This is a genomic window from Foetidibacter luteolus (genome assembly GCF_009650435.1).
Lineage (GTDB): Bacteria > Bacteroidota > Bacteroidia > Chitinophagales > Chitinophagaceae > Foetidibacter > Foetidibacter luteolus.
This window is the reverse complement of the sequence record NZ_VVIP01000044.1, coordinates 16551-38328: the sequence shown is the minus strand read 5'-3', so window position 1 is coordinate 38328 and position 21778 is coordinate 16551. Positions and strand designations below refer to the sequence as shown.

Genomic DNA, 21778 nt, shown 5'->3' with positions numbered 1-21778 from the left:
TTTTAGGTTAGTTCTGTTTATGGAGGATTTAAAATAATAAATCTTACATAAATATTGCTTTTTGACGATAAAATTTCCATCAACGAAAAGATAATGCGGCACATGCCTGGAAATAGGATTGGAAAAGGTCAAAACGATCATTTCTGCGTTCCGGAACACATAGCTGATCATAAGCTCCCATTTTTCCTAACAGCGTCAACCGGGCCACAGCATATAATCAATCACTACAGGCGAACAATAAACGCAAGGGCTTTATTATGGAAAATATTTTTTCTTTTACCTGTAATTCATCATGTCGGATTTGTTTCCATCCCTTGATTAAGAAACATGGACAATAACGTTATCACCAGTAATAAAATTTAAGACAAATGAAAACAGCGGAATACACAACAACTCCAAAAGATGACGGCTACACATTTTACGTTACACCTGCACCCAAAGTGATCGGCGGTTGTGCAGGAATATTTTTTATCCTTTTACTGGCCTTCCTCGGCGCACTGATACTTTCCGCTGTCAGTTCCATCCTTTCTGTTATCGCATTCATTGGTATAGCTGCATGGTGTTTCCTCAAAATGGATATGCGCAAGAAAAACCATCGCCATCCCAGTTCCTTTAGTGTTTATCCCGGCTACATTGAAGTTAATGGCCAAAAACTGGTAAGAGAGAATATCCACCGGGTGATTATCAAAAATGCCTATGATAAAACCCCACGGCTGCATCTCACAGGTCAAACAGTTCCAACCGGTGTGGGAATAGGCCATGATATCCGCAATATGCTGGAACAAATCAGCTATTCGGTAGATGTTGAAGCAGGAGGTAAAGCTACCCAACTGGCGGGAGGAATGGATGATGTGACTGCTAATGGGTTATTAACAGAAGTCAACCAGATTTTAGGCTTTAGGTAACGGACGGTTTTAATATAAAAGTCGCGTGATTCAAATGGTACTTAATCTTCAGTCAAATATTCAGCTCTTTCATAACTACTTATACCAGGTTGGGTATGCAAAAAAAACGCAACACCAATTAAAATCAATGATTCTAGAGTTTGTCTCCCACCAAAATATCACCTGCTTTACGGAGGTAAATCAACATCATATAAAGAATTTTTATTGCTACCTTCAAACACGTCCCCTTAGACGCAGGGACGGTTCCCTGAGCCCATCGACGATCCGGCAGTTTGTATTTGCCCTGAAGACCTTCTTCGAATGGATGGAGAGGTCAGGGCAGATCAAGTATAACCCGGTTAGTGGGATAAAATTTATCAGGAAAAGTAACAAACGCACAAGGCATCCTTTATCTGCTACCGAAATAAATCAACTTTTTAGTGCAGCTGAAAATTTGAAGGAAAGAGCATTGTTACATCTATTTTATAGTTGCGGATTGAGACGAAGTGAAGCCATGTTACTGAACACCAGAGACATTGATTTTACAGAAGGACTTTTGTATGTAAGAAAGGGGAAAGGTGCAAAACGAAGAGTTATTCCGCTAACAAAAAATGTCATCGGTGACTTTGAGGAATACTTTATAACGACGCGTAGCAAACAAAAATATAAAGACAGATTGGCTGATGATGCTTTTATGCTGACATATGCCGGTAGAAGAATGGGATGTAATAGTTATTACAGGCAATTTAAAAAAATTCTGGGCAACTCAGGTATTGAAAAGCAGGAGATAAGTCTGCATCATTTACGTCACTCAATTTCAACGCACCTTCTGCATGCTGGTATGCCAATGGAACTTGTACGGGATTTTTTGGGACATAGCGAATTATCAAGCACTTTAATTTATGCCAAAGCAGATAAAGCACAAATAAGATCAATATGACATTAAGCTTGTACCTGAGAACTCATTATGCTCATTCAACCATTAAATCTTATCAAAGAGAAATAGCTATTTATATCTCGAAGGTACAGAGGCCCGAAAATGCACAATACGAGGATGTTTTACAATATGTAGGGTTGCAAAGGAGCAGGTATGGTAATGGGAGAAATCTATGCAGAATACTTTCAAGTTTAAAAGTATATTATAGCTACCTGTGTGATGCCGGGCTAAGAACAGATAACCCGGCAAAGGCCATCAAGCTCAAAGACAAACAGAGCAATGACATACAATTACAGGATTTATTTACTGAAGTTCAACTTGAAAAAATGATGTCTTGTAAACAACGTCATTATGATACAGGATGGAGAAACAAAGTACTTATCTCACTACTTATTTATCAGGCAATGCTTCCCGGGGAAGCTGGGACATTGACGCTAACAGACATTAACCTCGAAGAACGATTTGTTGCCGTTAAAGGAATGGGCAAAACAACCAGTCGAATCTTGTCTCTGAAGCCTGGCCAAATTACTTTGTTTGCTCATTACCTGGATACTGTGCGTCCAAGATTGATAAATAAAGAGACTATTAATAACAGCTTTCTAGTAAGTAACAGAGGCCAAACTTTCCCTGCAGAAGCTATAACCTCCTATATCACGAAACGGTTCAAGACAAGCTATCCTGGGAGATGTGTTAGTCCCAAAATCATCAGGCAAAGTGTGATTGCCAATTTGTTTAATCAGGGATATGATGTAAGTATTGTTCAAGCTTTTGCCGGCCATCATAAACCAGAAACTACCATGCGCTATAAGCAAAGCAATATTAAACTGCTGAAAAGCGCAGTGGAAGTTTATCATCCATTTCATCAATCTTAACAGCGAATGTCTTCCCAAAAAAATAATATAGTTTATTAAAGTCCATTCCGTCCATGTCTTAAAAACATATTCGACGGCGATATTCGATAAGGAACTGCAATCCTTCAGGTGCAAGGCAAAACTAATCAACCTTCCTCGTTTTTTACAGGGCTCTCAATGATCACACCGCTGCCGCCTGACAACACAATCTTATCCTCCCCAGGTTCATCAATGAGGCCCTTGGCCGGACACTCTGCTTCGTTTTTGTCCGAATTGTCTTTTTCGGTAGTGGTACTCTCTCCAGCCTGCTTTATTTCATCGGCAATGTTTTTCACGCGCGTATTCCCACTTGTATCTGATGATATACCGCTTTCTGCTGACAGTCCATTCCCGGTGTTGTTGCCTGTAGTTTCTGACATCTTTTCGTTTTTAAGAAATAATCATCACAAGCATTGTGCCGGTAAGACACGTAGCAAGGTTAGCAGAATTGTTATAACTTAATGACTAAGGTGAATGGACGGTTTATACCGCATTCTATAATAGCAGCAACATGATTCCAGGCATGCAGATTGTCAGAAAATAGGATAAAAAGAGCCTCGCGGAATGAACAAAAATGGCCAAAGACAAAACCATTAAAAACGAGTAACCAATGTATTTGTTAATCAACCCCTGAGCTGCCTACTCTATAGCTTTCCCCAATGAATCGGCGAAAAGCTGACTGCCAAATCCCGCCAGCTTCCATCCCAACTGCATATGGGAGATCATGCCCTCGAATTCACCCTTCAACACAACATAGAAATGCTGGGTATTGTCTGCCGCATCTTCTTCATTCCATATCACTGCTGTGCCTGAATAGGTAATTCCGGCATGGGCAAACGAGATTTGAAGCGCTTCAGCCATGCCTTTCGTTTATCTTTCCATAAAATCAAACTACGAGCCAAACATGCGAAGTACTTGTCAGAATTCTTACATCCCAAACCTTCATTTTTGAAATAAAATGACTGTCCATACCCTTACAGCTATCGAGCCATCTGGCCGGGCATGATGCTCAGACCTCTTCCCATCACAAGACATAAACTACGTGTCACGGCCAGAGGTTCTAAACGTCAAATTGATCCTGCCATTTAATTTCCTGGCGGTTTTTGGTACGTGGTGCTCGTAATGATCCTGCATACCATCTCCCATCAGCAGGAAGCTTCCATGCGTAAGCGCTATGTCAATCCTACTCGCTGATTTGTTAAGCTTGTTCCGTACTTTAAAAATCCTTGTTTCTCCAAAACTCACAGATGCTATTGGATGATGAACACCGTCCTGTGGCAAAGTGTCACTGTGCCACGCAACAGAATCGTTATTATCGCGGTAATAGTTTAACAGCACGCGGTTAAACCGCATACCGCATACCTGCTCCACCCTATCTTTAATAATAAGTAATGGTTTTGTCCAGGCTAACCCATCGACTCCTCCATAGTAGGCGGTCAGCCTGGGATCGGGCAGTATCCGGTCGTACATTTTCCGGATCCGCTGCTGCCAGGGCGTCGAGGTCTTAAAAACTGAGTAATAGTAGTCGGATTCTTCCTTATGAAAAAATTGTTCCCATAGTCTTAAATCTGCCTGTGGCAAACGGAAATCTTTAAAATTCTTCCTGCCACAATCAAATAGTTCCGTATCGCCGAATAGGTTCATGTTTTCAAAGGTAGGAAATACTAAATAAATTAGCGTTTTCATTTTATTTGTATTACCTATATCAGCAACTACTCATTTCAGGCGCTGTAAAGCGGAATCCGCCAGCAAATTTTGGCCAATCCTCATTTTCCACATAATCTAGTCCTCCCAGTCACCTGGCCATTAATACAGCAGGGGATGATGAATTTTGCCTCGTATTTTTTTGGTATGAGGGATAATTCTACCCAGTTAACTTTTCAGCCTTATCGGAATTCTCCGTGGCATTATTTTGCTCCTTTATCATATATCAATCGTTAGCGCAAAAAAGGCCTTCCCGCAACAGTGCCAACCGAAGGCATTCTTAGGAAGAGATTTTTGTACGGACGAACTAAAGGACAACTCTCCGGCAGAAAAACACATAACAAAAGCATTGCCCAAAATGCCAAGAGCGGCCACATCTGAGGAATTAGTTGGATGCTTTGAGGAACACCTCTAATAAACAAAAACACACTTAGAAAGGCTGGAACAGGTTTTTATTGTGGCTTTCAATATTAAAACTTTACTTTTCTGCGAGTACCGCAATGAAGCAAGCTATCATTAATTCGGCGTGCTAAGTTATCGCCTAAAAAGAGAGGCTGTCTCAAAAGTAAAAGAGGTGGCCTTTTTTTGTTTTCAATTTTAGGGTAGGGGTTATCCACCATGTTTTTTTAGTTTTAATTTTTAGTGAGGGTTTATAAACAGGAGTGGTGGATAAATAAAACGTGCATGATATCCATCAGACAGCTGATTTTAGGTGTCTTGCCAGGCATGGCAAGAGGCACACACTCAAGGTAGTATTTAAAGAAAACCATCAAAACCAGGTGATGGCATTACCCCTACGCTGGATGAACTGATTGCAAGGAACCATCCGGTACGCACAGTCAATGAGGTACTGAATAAGATGGACAGTGGCTGATGGCATCAGGACAGAGACAAAACAGGGTTGCAGTCAATATGAAACACAGCCTTTTCATCTTCATTTAGTTTGCTAAACAACCCAATCTAGCCCCCGCGATGACGAATAAAGATAGACTTACACCTATTGCTTGAATCCCTTGACGTGTTGCAAAGTATTGGGATGTAAGAGGTGGCTGATGGCGACTCGATTGTTGCATTTGCATCCGCCATGGTAGGAGAGTGCGCGGCCATACACTTTGCTGGCATAGTCAAACACCGGCATGGCTGTTCGGTCTAAAAATCTTTCAGCCTTTTTACCACTAAATCAACAGGCACTCCAACGGGGTTGGGCTGAGTTTGAGTTATCACCAAAGAGCACAAGGATACAATGAACTAGAAACAAAGCACGTTGAAGGTGCAGTGTTTATTATAAGCCTGCCGGTATAGCGATTGTTGAACTGTCACCTAGTGTAAATGAAAAAAAAGCAAAACAATTACTTGCAGGAGTAAACCCAATGAATTAACTTTCTGTTGAACACTTTCAAAACATGTAATCTATATATACATTTTCATGCAATGAACTGCTGTTGCCACAGGGTACTGATGTGCTGCCTGCAATACGCTAACGATTAATCAGGCCCACCCTTCATTTAGCATTTTGCTTGCCGTAAACATAGGCATGTCCCCAAGCTGCCTGTAATAACTTCGCATGAGCGCAAAACAATCTTATCTGAACAATGGTGGTTACGAAATTATCGTGGCTACTTCCCAGGCGAGTATCAATAACATCATGGAAGATTACCTTAGCGATCCACAATTGCCATCGGTGACCAAGTATTACGTTATTGGGGTCGATGGAGAACCGGAACTGATAGATCGTGGGGCACTCATGACCAGGACAAGCGGAATTGACCCGCTAAGTATAACCTCATGGGACGGTTCCACATCTCCTGACGCCGCAATTGAGTGTATAAGCAATGCCCGTTTCTTGTGTGCATTCGAGGCAGCAATCGGCTTGCCTCCATGCTACGGAGACGGCCCGGTTCCGGATATTATCACGTTGCTGCCCGATTATAATCCGGATGATGATCCACAGGTAATCTTCAACCTCCTCTGCCAAAAATTTATTATAGTACAGGCCACTTATACCGGCAGCAAAATTACCAGTTACCTCAATCAATCGCAGGGTGATAATGCGTGGACTTTTACTTCGACGGTAAAGCTGGCAGGCAATGATGCCCGGGATATTCCCACCGCGTTAAAAAGAAAGCTGGGCGCTCTGCATGAGAATTTTTCGGTCCAGCAATTTATCATTGACCTGAACACTGCCAGCCTTCAAACCACACCTGAAATATCAGGAGTGGATAAAGGGTCGGCTGTTTACAATGCGCTAAATAACGTTTTTATCAACACTTATATCAACTCGCTTAAAACGAAAGGCGATCCAGTCTTGAATTATATGCCAATCGCGAAGGTCGCAGCTCCCTCCAATCTGGATATAACAAGCGTCAGGCTTTATGCCTGGGGTTTCGTTGGCGCAGACAACTGGCCGGTTGCCAATCCTACAAAAGAGCAAAAACAACTGTCTACCCTTAACTATTACTGTGCCACGGGGCCGTTCGGTGGACCTACGCCGCACATCCCTTCATGGAACTGGCTGGACAATAAGGCCGATGAAGCAGATTGCGATGGCGTCATCGCCATTAGACGGGAAATTATTGGTGATTTTCTGACCGGACTTTTAGCACCACTCATTCAAAAAAATGCACTCGTGCTGGCAATTACCGGGAACGATACAAGTACCTGGTCGGCCACAAGCTCTCCTTCAACAAACCCCCTGACCTGGCAGCATGGCAGCTTTCATTCACCGGTTATGTCAACGGTGTATACGCATGCGGTAAACGATAAATATGGCTGGCATGGTGCCCTCGGAACATTAGACCTCTCCACGAGGCTCGAAGCCTCTATTGATTTCTTGGAAAACAAAGTGATTATAAAACAGCATCTCGTTGTTTTCATGGATTATGCACCGGTGGGCATTAGAAGGACAGCCAATATATTTGATAAGACCAGAACGGATCCGTATATCATAAAAGTTGATGATAATGGAAATCTTACCATGGAGCTGGGCAAGCCAGTTGCGCTTCCAACAGACGACTCTGTACGGATAAAAAATGGCGAGCGCGATGTTACGGACAATATTATGGCATGGATTGACAATTCTGTTAATAAAAACTTCATGGATATATCGTTACCTCTTAAGAATTTTGTATTTCCGGCCGGCGCCGTCTTTTCTTTTAAAGACCCGATGTTCTCTGATTACCAGGACCTCACAGTAAAGATTACCTATTCCATCTGATAAAATCATTTAAGTGTTATCCACAAGCAGACACCATGAAAATAGAATACGCTACAGAGCTGATGAAAAATCAAAAACATGCGGTTATCATGGCTCCCGACGCACAGTTTAAAGTGTTGCAAACGCAGGAAGGCCATTCACTTTTTTTCTCTATCGGAACAGACCTGGCTTTTTACTGCACGCGTGAAATCCCTGCCGATAAACATGGATGGAGCCGGATGAATTTTACTGATGCCTTATCGAAACAATCCGGATATACGGCGATTGTGGCCAAATGCTTTGATGTTGCACAAAATCTTGCGAGTGGCACTATGGATATAGCTTTTGCGGCCACGGCAGATGGCAGCGACAAACTGTTCATTTCCTTTGGCAACAAGAATACTACAGATGACTGGACCCACTATCCCATTGTATTTACGGAAATAAAATTCGATGATACATCTCACAACTTCAGTCCGCTCTTTATTGACGGTGTTTACATCAGTCAATCTGGTGGCAATGAATTCCTGGTTGTGGATGTAATAGGCAACGTTTACTCCAATAGCATATTCAGGTATTTTGTTGACCCGCTAAAAAAAACCTATCCAACAGCATGGCATCCCCATGATCTTTCCGGCAACCTTGAGGCTGGCAGCATTACCAACTGTATTGGGCGAAAGACAGGCAATAGCATTGATGCTATGTATACGATGGGCATTGACAATCAGACTGCGCAACTTCTTTACACGCCACTTTACAATGCCAGAAACCCGGATCTTCCTCCCGTTCCCACTAAAATCAGTTCGCCGCCGGGTGCAACTGCAATGGCGCTTTCCTTTCCCGATGGAATACACAGCGATTTGTTTGTGACAGCTGCTGGTTCCCTGTATTATCTGGCCAGCACACAACAGGAAAATGGCCAGCCCATGACAGCTGTTTGTACCCATCCTTTGCTAAATGAAGTAACAAGCCTTCACGTGAATAATGACAATGCAACCGTAGTTATATGGGGGCTCAACAAGCAGGGACAAATATTCTATTTAAAGTCTGCAGCAGGAAATGAATTGAGTGGCAGTGCCTGGAACTACCCCGTGCCGATTAAGGAGAATGTGAATGCAGTTGCCAGTTTCGTGAACAACCGCCTGGGAAACACAGCCTTGTTTGCCTCTACAAGAGACAATTTCCTGCATCAGTTAATGCAAGATGCAGCCACTACGCTCTGGAGGTCGCGCACCATAGTATTGCCATCTACAGATGTCCACGATTATATACAGACCCATACCTATACAACACATATTAACTGTATGGATGACTCTGGCGTTCCCCTAAACGATGCGGACGTCACTATTACCGCAACAGAAACCTGTAGCGTGTATATCAACGATTATTATCATCTGCTGCATACGTCAGTGCCTCTGCAGGTAAAATCTGACATTTCAGGGACGATTAACATTACTCAATCTATTGATTGTATCGGAAGCGTTTGTTATCATATTCATGTTAATGACGGAGAACAAACAATTGATATCAACCCCATGGTTGATGTACTGGGCACCCTTAAAAAGGTACAAACCGATAAAGATTTTCCTGATACAGTAAAAAATGAAAGAGGACAACCTGGTGCCCTGATAGATCCAAAATACAACAACGATAAAAGCGCTGCGGCAAGCCATATTTCCGGCTTTAGCAGTTTGCAGGACAATTTCCCTGCTAACGGAAAACAGGGACAACTTAAGCCGGCCGCATCCTTTAACGCCGGTACAAGCAAAGTTACCATCCTACATTTTAGAAAAGATGGTGTAAGATATTACGAAGGTGCGGAACAGGCAGCATCTATCGGATTCTTGATAAACGCAGATCATACATTTACGTTCAGAGGATCTGAATCAACACAGATTTCAACCGGCGATGCATGGCAGTGGTTGAAAAACCTTTTTCTGAAACTTGAAGATTTCATTTTAAAGATCATCGACGGCATCACCCACTTTGTGATGACGATTGCGGGTGAAATTTACCATTTTGCCATCGCCTGCATCAGCGATATTATGCAGGGTATCCAGTTTGTCCTGAGCAAGCTCGAAGTTGTTTTGGAAAAAATTGTGCAATGGGTTGGGCATATATTTGGCTGGGACGATGTTATTCGCACACACAAGGTTTTAAAATCTCTTTTTGTGAACTACGCGAAGCATTGCCTTGACAACCTGGAAAAAGGCAATTATCAGCGAAGCCTGAGCGACCTAACGCAGTCATTGGTAAAGAAAATCGATGACTGGGCCGGGTTGCCGACAGACAGTTATCAACAGCAGGTCTCAGCGGGCCGCAGGATTGACGGACAAAACAATCCATCCTGCCATTGGGTGAACCATCATGCCAAAGGTAATATGGAAAATGCCAATCCCATATTTATGGCAGGCATTCATAATTCAGCTATGGGTAATATCCTGGCGGCGATTTCCAACGAACGCAACATTCTTGGTGATACCTCAAAGCAACTACAGGACGTTATCAAAGGATATGCTTCAGTTTCAACCGTTGAGTTTATCAAACAGATTATCGGTGTTATTTCAGATGCCCTTGTTAAATCCCTGGACAACGCCCTAACGGCGCTTTTGAATAATGCGGCGTATTTGTTGAACGGGATTATCAAGATACTCGATGCACCGTTAAACATACCGGTGTTAAGCCCGCTCTATAAAATATTTTCAGAAGGCAGTGAACTAAGCCTGTTGGATCTGGCTTGCCTGGTAGCAGCAATACCCGTCACCTTTATCTACAAGATAATTAACCATGATAAAGTTCCGTTTCCGGATGATGATGTGACCAGGTCTTTAATTTACGCGCCGGATTTGAAAAGTATAGCGGCTATTTGTTTTTCCCAAAAAACACATCCTGCGAATGTTTCCACAGGCCTAGAAAGCAACGTGGGGGCTTTGGATTCTATTTCCGACAAAATTGTTTTTTCAGGAAATATCTCTGCCTTCTTTGGCGGGATGGCCATGGCTCTTGTAGGCGGCGCCAAGTCTGCATATGAAGCAGACACTAAAAAGTCAAATATGGGCTTATCTGTTGCCGTGGCCGTTATCTATTTGCCTTACATCGCTCCCGACATCCTACAGGTTGCCGCCAACCTCGAAAGCGACTCAGGGGGATGGTATGACGGGGCGAATGCATTTTTCGCGGCCATCGGCCTTTTTAAAACCTTTCTGGATATACCATTCGGCAACCCCGGTAACGAAGGTGATGAATTCTGGGCGGGGGCCTCTCCCTATTACGACTTTATGATTAACCTGGCCTGGCAGGTACCCACAACATTTGCCTACCTGGCCTCAGATAGAAAAGCGGCTGATATTGCAGGGCTCGTAGGAAATACCTGCTTTAATGCATCCGGTATATTATCTCCTGCCATTGCACTGTCTGAGGACAATGTTGAGGTACAGGCTGGCCTCATTGTTACTGCCGGAGGTCTGAATATGGCCTATGGCATAAGCAGTTTGTTTGTGGCGGCTTCAAATTGAAAGCTGATTTATAAGCGGGCTTTCGAGTATTCTGTTTACTGTGGAGACCAAAAGATTGCACTTCAAAGAAAACCGGATAACCTGTTCTGGCTAAACCGAATTTTTACTCCGGACTTCTTGTTGAAGCATTTGAATGGCAGACGTTTGAGGCTAGTAAATAAGGGTTCAGGCAATGGACGTGATTGAGGCAAGCAAGAAATTACCCAAGTTGTAAATTGTAATTGGGTTAATCGGGGGGCATTTTGTACGTGCGCTATAGTGTCCCTTTAATCTTTGTTTTGTACGCCTTTCAAATCCGGAAAATTAATATCTTCGTAGAGCTCTCCGGAAGCATCCCGTCCACGGAAACAGGCTCAGCCTGCCGGTGTGGTTTTTTATAACACATACTCATTAACTTAACTTCTTGCCTGCATGTGGACACGGCATATCATAAAGAAGGAAAGTTATGTCAACCGTCTCCCGCGGTTTACCCGCCAATCCTCATCTCGACATCCCAAAAAGGCAGGCCCGTGAATTGGTGAAGCTGTGCAGGGAATCGTCAATCGATGCAATTAACCGCATTCGCCAACGGCATCCAAAATTTTACCATGCGGAAAATGAAACGCTGATAAAGCGTTTAAAACTCAGTGACGCCCAGCTTGTCATTGCGCGTGAATATGGCTTTTCATCCTGGGCGCAATTGAAAGAGCGCATTACCGGCAATACGGCGGCACAATTAATAGATAAGGCAATCCGTGCGGGCGATGCGGCATCATTAACACAGTTGCTTAAGGCTTACCCTAACTTATTGCATGTGCCCGTCAATAATGGCAACTGGGGACCGCCTATGAGCCATGCGGCTAATCTCAATCAGTTGGAGATGGTAAAAACGATCGCAGCGCTTGGCGCTAAGGATTTTCAGCATGCATTTGATCGCGCATTATTGCATGGCGATATCGAAATTGCCAAGTGGTTGCTGGGACAAGGGGCTTCATTTCAGCCGGGAATCATCATGGGGTCCTGCGAAACACTGAACCCGTATGGCTTTGGATTTTTAGATGATGAAGGTGCACCGTTTACGGACGAAAAAGGCGACAGCCAGGCGCCATTTGCCATGGTATTGGAAACATACGGCCGGCACCCAAAAGCAAAGCATGAGATTTTTAAACGGTTTAAAGCGAGGGGATATGTGTGGCCTGATACCATCATGATGGCATTTCATTGCGGCGACCTTGAGTTACTGAAGAAACATTTCCAAAAGGATCCGGACTTGCTATATAGGCGGTTCAGTTACCGCGAAATTTATCCGCCCGAAGTGGGTTGCGCGGACAATGGCCGTTCAGGCCTGCATGGTACGCCCATTGACGGCACTACACTATTGCACCTTGCAATTGATTTTGATGAGCGAGAGATTTTTGACTGGCTGATTCAGCAAGGGGCAGATGTAAACGCTCCCGCTGTAACCGATAAGGAGGGCTTCGGCGGACATACCCCGCTTTTCAACGCGATTGTCAGCGATGCGTATGTGAATGGCTTGCAGCGGGATGCTTATATGGGCCGGCGACTACTGGAATTGGGCGCGGACATCAGCGTGCGGGTTAATCTGCGAAAGTTCCTGGATTGACGCGACGAACCGGGTTGGCATATCAGGCACCGTGTGACCCCGCTGGAATGGGCGTCAGACTTCCCTGAACGGGGCTGGGTAAGCAGGGAAATAATTGCTATGATTGAAAGCCGCATTACTAAGCGTTGATTGATCGCGCTACTGCAATACGGCCCTTTACTTTAAATAGATCCTGCTTCTTTTGGCTTTTTCAATCTTGTCTTTGGGGACTTTGTAATATTTACCCATCTCCGATACAATTTCGTTCCAGTATTCGGGACTGCATTTGCGTTGGTTGATGGGTTTTTCTTTTTTCAGGCCTAGCGCGTATTTAGCTTTTGATATAATGGATGGAATTTTTTCCAGGCCATTGATTAATACTTTACCATCTACTATTTCCATAAAAAAATTTCCTCGCAAGATAAGGAAAACCGCATATCCCATCGTTATAACGGGCACTTAGTTTCTCAGCATCCAAGCCGAAGCTGCGACTAAAGGACTGCTTTTATGGCTTTTTATGTCTTCACCGAGGTTCAAATACATACATCATAGTACGTAACCTTAGTAATTACAAACCTTTTTTTCCTTCAAGCCAATACCCTTGCGAATAGACATTTCCCTGGGTTTTGTTTTTCAGAACTTTTCTGAATGTCTGAACAGATTTCACATTTCCAGCTAATGCAAAATTGGCATTATTCCAATCTTTAGTTGTGAAAATAGGCAAATCAATTATCCATTTTTCAATTCTGAATGAACCGTCCTTTGGAAAAACAGTAAAGTTTTCAAATCCCAAAAGTTCGGGAACGTTTTTGTTCTCTCTATCCAATTCAAAATAGAATTGAAATTGCTGATTATTGCTTCTCAACAGAGGTAGTAATGCACACGCAACGCCTATCGAGGTTTCATCACCAAAAAAGAATTGATTTTTTATACTGGGATCGTATATTTTTTTTCCTCTTGATGGACCAATATATGTTTCATCGCCTGTTTTTAAAGAATCAAAATATGTACTTCCAACTCCATTGGTATGAATATGAAAGATTATGTCTATTATTCCTTTTTCCTTGTCGTGATAAGCAGCCGTATAATTCCTGTATTCAGTTTCGGAAACACGAAGTACATTAGCATAGCCAATCTGAAAATTCATTTTTGATATATTTCCTTCAAAACGTATTTTTTTTATTCTTGAACTGATGTTGGAAATTTCTAAGACTCTTGCGTTGGGTCGAAGTGTACCTTCGAATAAATCACCCACCCATTTTGGTATTTTTGAAATCATTGTTTATTGCTTCTTAATTCAATGTAAAGGAACAACGATTGAAAATTTCAAACAATGCAGGAAAATGGTAAATATTAGACTAATCGTGGTTTTTATTTCGGAACGCCAAAGCGGTCATTCCAGAAACGTTCGTAAATAGCCTTGAAAAATAAGGATAGTCGTCATAGCCTAATTCGGCAGCAATTTCCTTTACAGATATATCCGAATGATAAAGTAAGCGTTTGGCTTCTAAAACGACACGTTGTTGTATGTGATGCGAAACAGAATAACCCGTTGTGTTTTTCACGCATTCATTTAAGTAAGATGAGGAAATGTTTAACTGTTGGGCATATTCTCTTGGTCGCTTGGCAATAGCAAAATTTTGCTCCAACAACTCTTTAAAGGCTTTGGTTACAATTTCATACCGTGAAAGTTTGTCAAATGGTTTTGGTTGGACTAAATACTGTGAAATAACAAGACCAATTAAAGTGTTGCAACTGCCGTTTAACAAAGAGTAATATAGTTTTTCGTTTTTACGTTCGGCTAATTTTAAGCAAAATGATGCAGCTTCTGTAATAAGCAAAAACGTTTCTTGCTTTAATGACAAAGGGTTGACTGGCGTTATATCTTCCAATAATTTCAAGTATTTTGGGTTTAGATTTTCATTGCTAATTGCCAAAATGCTTGCTGTTGCATTCTTGAACGATAAGGTTCTATGTACTTGATTTTGATGAATTAAAACAACTGAAGAAGGTTTTAATGTGTATTCTTTAAAGTCTATTTCAATAGTTGTTGTTCCTTTTTCTTGCAAGAAAAACAAGTGATATTCGTCTCTGTGAGATTGTTTTATGTTGTCAAATTCCTCAAACTGCTCATATAAATGAGAATCTTTGCTGTATATTTTGCCTACAAAAATGCCTGTGCCTAAATCGGCTATCATAGGATTCACAGGAATATGGTTTACTTTTCTCGACATTGTTTTTTTATTCTCAACACAAGTCAAAAATAGCTAATTGTATCGTTTGCTGGTGTGATGGGTGCATTTAAAATTGTAGCGGCGAAAAAAGATAAATGTAGGTCACCAAAAATAATTATCGGCAACGGGCAAGCATCGCCGGCCTGAGTAGCTAACCACACTGGTAAGTCCAATTGCTATACCCAATATAAAAAAGTATACATACACAGTATGTGGTCGTTCGGCTTACCAAAACCTTTTATGGGCATGATTTTCACTGCGGTTTTTCAATGGTAGATTATGCTACATGGTGTCCGCCACTTTTATCATTCAGGGCCATATCATTTCGTCCAAACGCCTTACCGGCAAGTGGCACCAGGATAGTAAGTCCTGTTGAAAGCGCAACCAATTGTTTCCAGACTTCGTTTTGGGTTAAAAAGATGAAAGCAGCAAACGCAAGGGACTAACAGTAGCAACGGTATTCTCCCCCCGGTGAGTCACCTTCGGTCTTTCGGTCTAAATATTTGGCATCCCTGGCACAATAGTTCTTTTAATAACAGCTTTGAATAGACGACCCAGAATTCCTGCAATTGTTTTGATAAACATCATATACTCGATGTTATCACCCGGCAGCATAAAACTGTTCCAGCGCCTTCATCCTAGCAAACACCCGTTTGTTTTTTACTGGTTCATACGAGAAAATAGTTTTTCCTTTTTTGCTTACAAACAATTGGAAGGGTTGTTTTAATCGCCGCGTTAAATGGTAAACAGTAAGGCACTCCGCCAGGTCTTCACTCCAGCTACTGGTGCTGTACAATGACACAAAGGGTGTTTGCTGCAGGCGGTTGTACACACTGGTGGCAAGCGTATAAGGATACAGTTTGCCCCTGCGAAAATGATTTTTGCTGAGCAGGCTGTCTGTTGTTTCCAGCGAGACCCGGTCTTTCCACACACCGCCAGTAAATGTTTTGGCAAAGCCCCCATCGCTATGATGAAAGATATCCAGTGAGCCGTCCACGATATGGGTGGTTTCATGTAGCAGCACATACACAATTGCATTCATTGAACCCGCATTGTAATGCGCTTTGTAATCGCCGTTATTTTCAGTAAAGCAGGTAGCTTCTTTTTCGGTAAGCCATTGGGAGATGGTTTGCTTTAATATACCTGCCCTGAAACTGATGTGAAAGCGCTTCACACTGTCACCAGATTCAATGGTGGAAGTTAATGCCGTATTCGGCATACTGTCTAAAAAGCTAATCCCTTCTAAATGCTCTTTTAAAATACGTTGGTGCAGTGGCGGCAATAATTCAAATGCCTGCACCACAGCCTGGCGCTCTTCCTGTGTAAGCAGGTGCTCGTAGGGATGCATCTCTGCTTCTTCGAAAATCTTTATGGCATTAGCAGGCGTTGGGGTAACCCTTTCCGTTAGAGGTTTGGGACTATCAAAAGTTTGAGCATTTGATTGTATGGCGAAGAGCAGCATCATTAACAAAAACTTGATGGTGCTGAGAAGTTGACGGGTATTCAATAAATATTTCATGATATTTCTTACGGTTGACGGCGTACAAGTAATTCATTCATACAAAGTTTGAGTAGTATCGCTGCCATCTTTATTCATGCAATCTTTTTCCCTTATTTGTTAGAAAGTGGACTAAAGATAGACAGATTTAGGATTAATTTTAAAATTCGTTTCTTTATGATCAGTCCAGGCCGAGAAGACGGAATGCTGTTTCCACAACTGCGCCAATCCCTGAAAACTCGTGCGTCATACGATAGCGAAACTTTTTGCGTTATAACCAAACAAAGCCTACATTATGATTAAAAAAGTCTTCGTTAGTTGCCTGGTGATTTTCGCAGGACTATATGTGTCGGGACAATCCAAACAAAAAGACATTGACGACTATTTCAAAGCGCTGGTTAAAAACCAACAATTCAGTGGTAGTGTGTTGGTCATAGAAAATGATAAGATTGTTTATGAGAGCGCTGCTGGATACGCAGATTATACTACTAAGACACCTAACACAACCGGTATTCGTTTTCCAATTGCAAGTATTTCAAAAATCTTTACTGCAACGGCAATTCTTCAGTTAAATGAAAAAGGCAAGTTAAATATAACAGATCCCATTATCCGATATTTGCCCGAATTTCCATATCCTGAAATTACCATCAAACATTTACTTTCACATACTTCAGGGCTTCCACCCTACAATGCTTTTTTTGATAAAGCCAAAAAAGAAAGCCCGGACAAAACGTTCACGAACAAAGATTTTATGCTAGAGGTTGTTGCTCACAAGCAACCGCTCAAATATCAACCTGGAGAAAAAGGTAACTATGACAACGTCAACTTTTTAGTCTTAGCCCTGATTGTTGAAAAGGTTTCAGGAATACCCTATAAAAACTTTATCGAAAAAAACATTTTGCAACCTGCGGATATGGCTGAAACTTCACTCTTCCCCTTGCCCGAACAATTTGACGGAAGAAAAATAAAGGACTTCGCCTTTCCACATGTGTATTTGCACTTTTATGAAGCGACACCTGTAAAATCCAACTCTATTCCTTACGTTAGAGAATACTGGCACTCTTACGGTTTTAATGGCTTTGCGGATTATGTAAGTACCATCAGGGATTTATGGAAATTTGATAATGCCTTGTACAAAAATACTTTACTAAAACAACAAACATTGGAAGAAGCATTTGTACCCATAAAATTAAATAGCGGCGAAACTAATCCTGATTATTTTGGCTTAGGCTGGGAAATGGAGAAAGATACTTCGCTGGGTAAACTCGTTTACCACAGTGGTGCGGCGATGGGACTAAGTTCTAATATTTTACGTAATATAACTAAACGCCAAACAGTGATCATATTTGATAATGCACATTTTAATGCACATGAAAATGCTTCAAAACTAATGATGCTATTAAATGGTAAAAAGGTGGATATGCCCAAAAGAAGTTTAGCCAAAATCTATGGAAACACCCTGGTGGGCAAAGGCGTAATTGCCGCAAATGAAATATTAGAGAAACTGAAAAAAGATACAGCCAATTATTATCTCAATGAAGACGAAATGAATACGCTGGGCTACGATTTTATGGGGAACAGTAATCCTTACCATTTGCCCCAGCAACACCTTTATAAACTAGCCGTGGAAACACTAAAAAAGAATGTAGCTCTCTTTCAAAACAGTTGGAATGCCTATGACAGCTATGCTGAAGCCCTTTTAGCAAATGGACAAAAACGAGAAGCCATCAAAATGTATCAAAAGTCAATCGAGTTAAATCCTGAAAATGAGAATGGAAAAAAAATTCTAGAAAAACTGTTGCAATAACCTGTGATACATTGCATCACGGTACGAATGCACAACATGCGGTTTGGTAAAATGCGGGCTGGACGGAAGAATAATCAGCAACATATCTGTAATCAGCTTTTGTCCCGGTCTGACGGAATATTTCCCAGGAAAAAAATTATCTTGAACTCTAAATAAAAATTGGCAGAGGTTCCAGGCAGGCGGAATGTTATTATCCGCACTTCGCCAAGCCGTGACCGTCGTGTGCTATATTAAAAATGACTCCTCGTTTAAAAATATCAGTCGAAAATCTTTACGACACTTTCGCCAAGTATCATGGCAACCTAAACATGACAGGGAGTCCTATATATGACGACGTAGCGAAATGGAATAAATTTTTACTTTCAAAGTCACTTCGAAATTTAACAAGTGAAGACCTTTCAAGATTTTCCGGCAAGGTTATTTCTACGTGGGGCGACACAAACGACTTGAAACATTTCTTGCCGAGATTATTTGAATTGACAGCGCTGCTTGACACGCCATACGACATTTGGATTTTGTATCAGAAGCTTCAAGATGGCAACTTTCAAAAATGGGACACAGAAGATCAAAATGCAATCAATGAGTTTAGCTTAGCATTGTGGGGCAATTTGCTTTCTGATAACAGCGAAAAAGCAGAATGGGAATTCGATGATTATTTTGCTACAATTGCACACTTCTATCCGAGTTTTAATGACTTGACAGATTTATGGATGATAAATAATTCTTTTAGCGCCATTAAACATTTGAGCAACTATATTTATGACGAAGCTCACACTCTTTTCCGGGAAAAACATATCAAAGTAAATGAGAAAAGTACAAAAAACATTCTTGTATTTAAAAATTGGTTGTTCTCTGACAGCTTAATTGAAAAACTGACTAAAGCTTTCTATCGATTTGAAAAGACAGAATTATCAGAAAGAATTGCATGGGTGATAAAAATACTTAAGGACGAGAAATACAGCACACAACAGGCAGTTTTGCGTCAGCAGGGGGTGACGAGTAACTGCTCATCGGCAATAGTGCGGAATGGCATTCCGAAAGGTTAGATGCAGCATGCCAACTCCTTTAAAACAGTTATGCTTTCATTGCCTGCAAATGAAATACTGATGCCATTGGGAAAGTGGATGGAAGCATTGCTGTTCTGTGTTGAATGAGCGGGTATTTGCAGGAAACCAGATGAAACATCTGCATCTTGCAGGCGCTTTTGCCAGTAATAAAACTTTGATGGGGCTAACCCGTGCTGATGGCAATAGGCGATAACCGTTTGACCGCTTGCTTTGCAGCTTTCTATGTGAAGGCGCATTTCATCTGCCTGTTTACTATCTTTATACTTCATGTGGCACAGCTGAAACCGGTTTGACGCAATCCATGACGAATGCGGAAAATTTCATGTTCAAAAATTAGCTATTTGCTAATCGGCGACAATTTTTAACTCAACTATATTGCTTTTTATGTGAGTAGCGACGAACAAAACGCATATTAAATAATTGATTCTGTATAAATGTTTTCACTGAGACAGTTAATTGGCAGAATATCGGGAATATTTATGCTGTTATTGTAGCTAATTTCTTTTAATGTCAAATCATCCGCGATCGCTTTTGGGTTTGGTGCCGCGATTATTATTTCCGCCTTCAGGAACTTCAAATATCACACAGCAAAGCGATTGTGGATGAAAATTAAGTTGACCGTTTTGAAAAAAAAATCTATGTTTACCTGAAAGTGTGTTTATGGTCGTGCCAGTGCTAATATTATCCCTTCTTTCTCCGCTTTAAAAAACTTTTTGCACCCCTTATTGGTAGACTATGAGTTTTATCACTTAAAACTAGCCTTGCTGCCATGAATAAAAATTCCTTCCATTCTCTTGAAAAACAGGATAGAAACGTTTTGTATGTGACCGCTAAGTTGTTGGAAATTTTAAAAGTGAACGTAACAGTCACCAGTATACAAAAAGCGTTGCTGTCTCACCCGCATCACCTGAGTTTGTTTAGTATCAATGAAAGTTTGCAAAAATGGAAACTGGACACATATCCTTTAAAAATTCAGGCATCTGATTTGGCGGATATTACATGCCCATTCATTGCTTACCTGTGGCATGGAAGAAAATTTATCGTTATTGTGGAAACGAGCGATGATGCAATCTGGTATTTTGATGACGAGGACAAAAAACGAAGGATGGAGATGGCGGATTTTTTGCTGTACTGGGACGGTGTGATGTTGGCAGCAGAAGCAACAGCGCAAAGTGGTGAAAAAGATTATAAAGCGCTTTTGCAAAAAGAAAAACTGGGGCATTACAAAATTCCCGGGCTGGTGGTAGGACTGGTACTACTGCTTTCAACCCGGGCATCTTTCGTTTTCTTGACAAATGTTGAAACTGAAGGACTCTATTTTACCCTGCTTGCAGCCTGTAAAATAACAGGGCTCTGTATTGCGCTTATTCTGCTACTCCACGACTACGACAGCCAGAACGCATTGCTGAAACAACTCTGTTCTTCCGGCAAAAAAACCAACTGCTCAGCCGTATTGTCGAGTAAAGCTGCCAAAACCGTGGGTGGTTTGTCCTGGAGTGAAGTTGGGTTTATCTATTTCATGGGCGGTGCTCTTTTTCTGCTGATGGCAGGCACTGCCGCACTTCCCCTGATGTTTTGGTTGAATATTGCAGCTTTGCCGTATGTTATCTTCTCTGTTACCTACCAGGCTGTGAAAGTAAAGCAATGGTGCGTGCTTTGTCTTGTGACCCAAATTCTGCTGGTTACAGAATTCTTGAGTGTTTTTGCGGCATCTAATGGATTTTTCAGCCTTTCGGGGACAGGAACTCAGGATACATGGTTATTACTGGTTCTTTCTTTTTTCATCCCCTCATTTGCGTGGTTTTTTTCGAAACAGTATGTTTACTCGGCAAAAACAAAAAACAAGCTCGAATACCTTCTGGCGAGATTTAAAAACAGCCCCGAAGTTTTTTATGCTATGCTACACAAGCAGGTACCGGTGACCAGCCAGCCACAGCCCGGAGAGGTCGGCATTACCTTAGGCAATCCGGCAGCCTCTAACACCCTTATCAAGGTATGTAATCCTTATTGCGGTCCCTGTGCGAAGGCCCACCCGGAAATAGAAGAGTTGATACACAACAACGATAACTGGAAAGTTCAGATCATTTTTTCAGCCAAGGCTGTGGAAAATGATTTGAAGTTCATTGCTGCCACCCATCTGATGTCCATTAGTGAAATATTTGAAAAAGAAAATAAATCATGGATGAAGACCCGGGCGCTCGATGACTGGTATCTTTCTTCCTATCCGAGTAATCAGGAGAAATACGATGTCTTTGCAGCTAAATATCCTGTCAACATAGAGGTTCCTGCCCAAAAAGCCAGGATAGCTGCAATGTATAAATGGTGTGAAGCGAACGGCATCATGTTCACTCCAACTTTTTTTGTAAACGGGTATCATTTACCCGAACAGTACAATATTTCAGATCTCCAATATCTGTGATTTCCAAAGGGGGTGCCGAAAACCTTGAGAGTAGGCAATTTTTTTTCA

At 41.7% G+C, this 21778-nt stretch carries 19 protein-coding genes; 11 read left to right on the top strand and 8 right to left on the bottom strand.

All coding sequences use genetic code 11. The features are described from left to right. Window positions 1-368: 368 nt before the first annotated feature. Genes F0364_RS14195 through F0364_RS14185 form a run of 3 tightly spaced genes read left to right on the top strand, consistent with a single transcriptional unit; the run spans window position 369 to window position 2693 of the window. Window positions 369-905 (top strand): hypothetical protein, encoded by a 537-nt coding sequence (locus tag F0364_RS14195; RefSeq protein WP_153798451.1) that lies wholly within the window; start codon window positions 369-371, stop codon window positions 903-905. 34 nt (window positions 906-939) lie between these two features. After that, window positions 940-1824, top strand: coding sequence for a tyrosine-type recombinase/integrase (locus F0364_RS14190; protein ID WP_153798450.1), 885 nt, complete (start codon window positions 940-942; stop codon window positions 1822-1824). Beyond that, window positions 1821-2693, top strand: coding sequence for a tyrosine-type recombinase/integrase (locus F0364_RS14185; protein ID WP_153798449.1), 873 nt, complete (start codon window positions 1821-1823; stop codon window positions 2691-2693). The genes F0364_RS14190 and F0364_RS14185 overlap by 4 nt, the downstream gene beginning before the upstream one ends. 125 nt (window positions 2694-2818) lie before the next feature. On the opposite strand, the gene F0364_RS14180 is transcribed toward F0364_RS14185, so the two are convergent. The 3 genes from F0364_RS14180 to F0364_RS14170 form a co-directional block, all read right to left on the bottom strand. Continuing rightward, window positions 2819-3091: a hypothetical protein gene (locus tag F0364_RS14180; protein ID WP_153798448.1), complete on the bottom strand. Its 273-nt coding sequence runs from the start codon at window positions 3089-3091 to the stop codon at window positions 2819-2821. Window positions 3092-3350: 259 nt separating this feature from the next. Next, the gene (locus F0364_RS14175) at window positions 3351-3572 is read right to left on the bottom strand and encodes a hypothetical protein (RefSeq protein WP_153798447.1); all 222 of its coding nucleotides are present in this window, start codon (window positions 3570-3572) and stop codon (window positions 3351-3353) included. Between the two features lie 177 nt (window positions 3573-3749). Beyond that, window positions 3750-4397: an alpha-ketoglutarate-dependent dioxygenase AlkB family protein gene (locus tag F0364_RS14170; protein WP_207632677.1), complete on the bottom strand. Its 648-nt coding sequence runs from the start codon at window positions 4395-4397 to the stop codon at window positions 3750-3752. A 226-nt stretch (window positions 4398-4623) separates the two neighbouring features. Between F0364_RS14170 and F0364_RS29455 the strand changes: the two genes are divergently transcribed. The 5 genes from F0364_RS29455 to F0364_RS14145 all read left to right on the top strand — a co-directional run bounded on the left by F0364_RS29455 (window position 4624) and on the right by F0364_RS14145 (window position 12726). Next, window positions 4624-4830: a DUF892 family protein gene (locus F0364_RS29455; protein ID WP_207632676.1), complete on the top strand. Its 207-nt coding sequence runs from the start codon at window positions 4624-4626 to the stop codon at window positions 4828-4830. 656 nt (window positions 4831-5486) lie between these two features. After that, entirely contained in the window at window positions 5487-5594 is a 108-nt protein-coding gene (locus F0364_RS29450) for an endo-1,4-beta-xylanase (RefSeq protein ID WP_153798479.1), read from the top strand. A 385-nt stretch (window positions 5595-5979) separates the two neighbouring features. Further along, window positions 5980-7629 carry a hypothetical protein gene (locus F0364_RS14155; RefSeq protein ID WP_153798446.1) on the top strand — a complete coding sequence of 550 codons (1650 nt, stop codon included), beginning with the start codon at window positions 5980-5982 and terminating at the stop codon, window positions 7627-7629. Window positions 7630-8318: 689 nt separating this feature from the next. Further along, on the top strand, window positions 8319-11123 hold the full coding sequence (locus F0364_RS14150; RefSeq protein ID WP_153798445.1) for a hypothetical protein: 2805 nt from the start codon (window positions 8319-8321) through the stop codon (window positions 11121-11123). A 445-nt stretch (window positions 11124-11568) separates the two neighbouring features. Next, entirely contained in the window at window positions 11569-12726 is a 1158-nt protein-coding gene (locus F0364_RS14145; protein ID WP_153798444.1) for an ankyrin repeat domain-containing protein, read from the top strand. Window positions 12727-12882: 156 nt separating this feature from the next. Here the strand turns inward: F0364_RS14145 and F0364_RS14140 are convergent, their stop codons facing one another. From F0364_RS14140 to F0364_RS14125, 4 genes are all read right to left on the bottom strand, one after another. Continuing rightward, the gene (locus F0364_RS14140; protein WP_153798443.1) at window positions 12883-13107 is read right to left on the bottom strand and encodes a hypothetical protein; all 225 of its coding nucleotides are present in this window, start codon (window positions 13105-13107) and stop codon (window positions 12883-12885) included. 166 nt (window positions 13108-13273) lie between these two features. Beyond that, window positions 13274-13984 carry an FAD-binding oxidoreductase gene (locus tag F0364_RS14135; protein ID WP_153798442.1) on the bottom strand — a complete coding sequence of 237 codons (711 nt, stop codon included), beginning with the start codon at window positions 13982-13984 and terminating at the stop codon, window positions 13274-13276. 79 nt (window positions 13985-14063) lie between these two features. After that, the gene (locus F0364_RS14130; RefSeq protein WP_153798441.1) at window positions 14064-14939 is read right to left on the bottom strand and encodes an AraC family transcriptional regulator; all 876 of its coding nucleotides are present in this window, start codon (window positions 14937-14939) and stop codon (window positions 14064-14066) included. 601 nt (window positions 14940-15540) lie between these two features. Continuing rightward, on the bottom strand, window positions 15541-16458 hold the full coding sequence (locus tag F0364_RS14125) for a hypothetical protein (RefSeq protein ID WP_207632675.1): 918 nt from the start codon (window positions 16456-16458) through the stop codon (window positions 15541-15543). Window positions 16459-16732: 274 nt separating this feature from the next. Here F0364_RS14125 and F0364_RS14120 point away from each other — a divergent pair, with 274 nt between their 5' ends. Further along, complete coding sequence (locus F0364_RS14120; RefSeq protein WP_153798440.1) at window positions 16733-18244, top strand: serine hydrolase; 1512 nt, start codon at window positions 16733-16735, stop codon at window positions 18242-18244. Between the two features lie 236 nt (window positions 18245-18480). Beyond that, window positions 18481-19290 carry a hypothetical protein gene (locus tag F0364_RS14115; RefSeq protein ID WP_153798439.1) on the top strand — a complete coding sequence of 270 codons (810 nt, stop codon included), beginning with the start codon at window positions 18481-18483 and terminating at the stop codon, window positions 19288-19290. Here F0364_RS14115 and tnpA read toward each other — a convergent pair. Next, entirely contained in the window at window positions 19287-19580 is a 294-nt protein-coding gene (gene tnpA / locus F0364_RS14110; protein WP_153798438.1) for an IS66 family insertion sequence element accessory protein TnpA, read from the bottom strand. The genes F0364_RS14115 and tnpA overlap by 4 nt on opposite strands. Window positions 19581-20080: 500 nt before the next feature. On the opposite strand from tnpA, the gene F0364_RS14105 reads away from it, so the two are divergent. After that, window positions 20081-21730: a vitamin K epoxide reductase family protein gene (locus tag F0364_RS14105; protein ID WP_153798437.1), complete on the top strand. Its 1650-nt coding sequence runs from the start codon at window positions 20081-20083 to the stop codon at window positions 21728-21730. Window positions 21731-21778 lie beyond the last annotated feature (48 nt).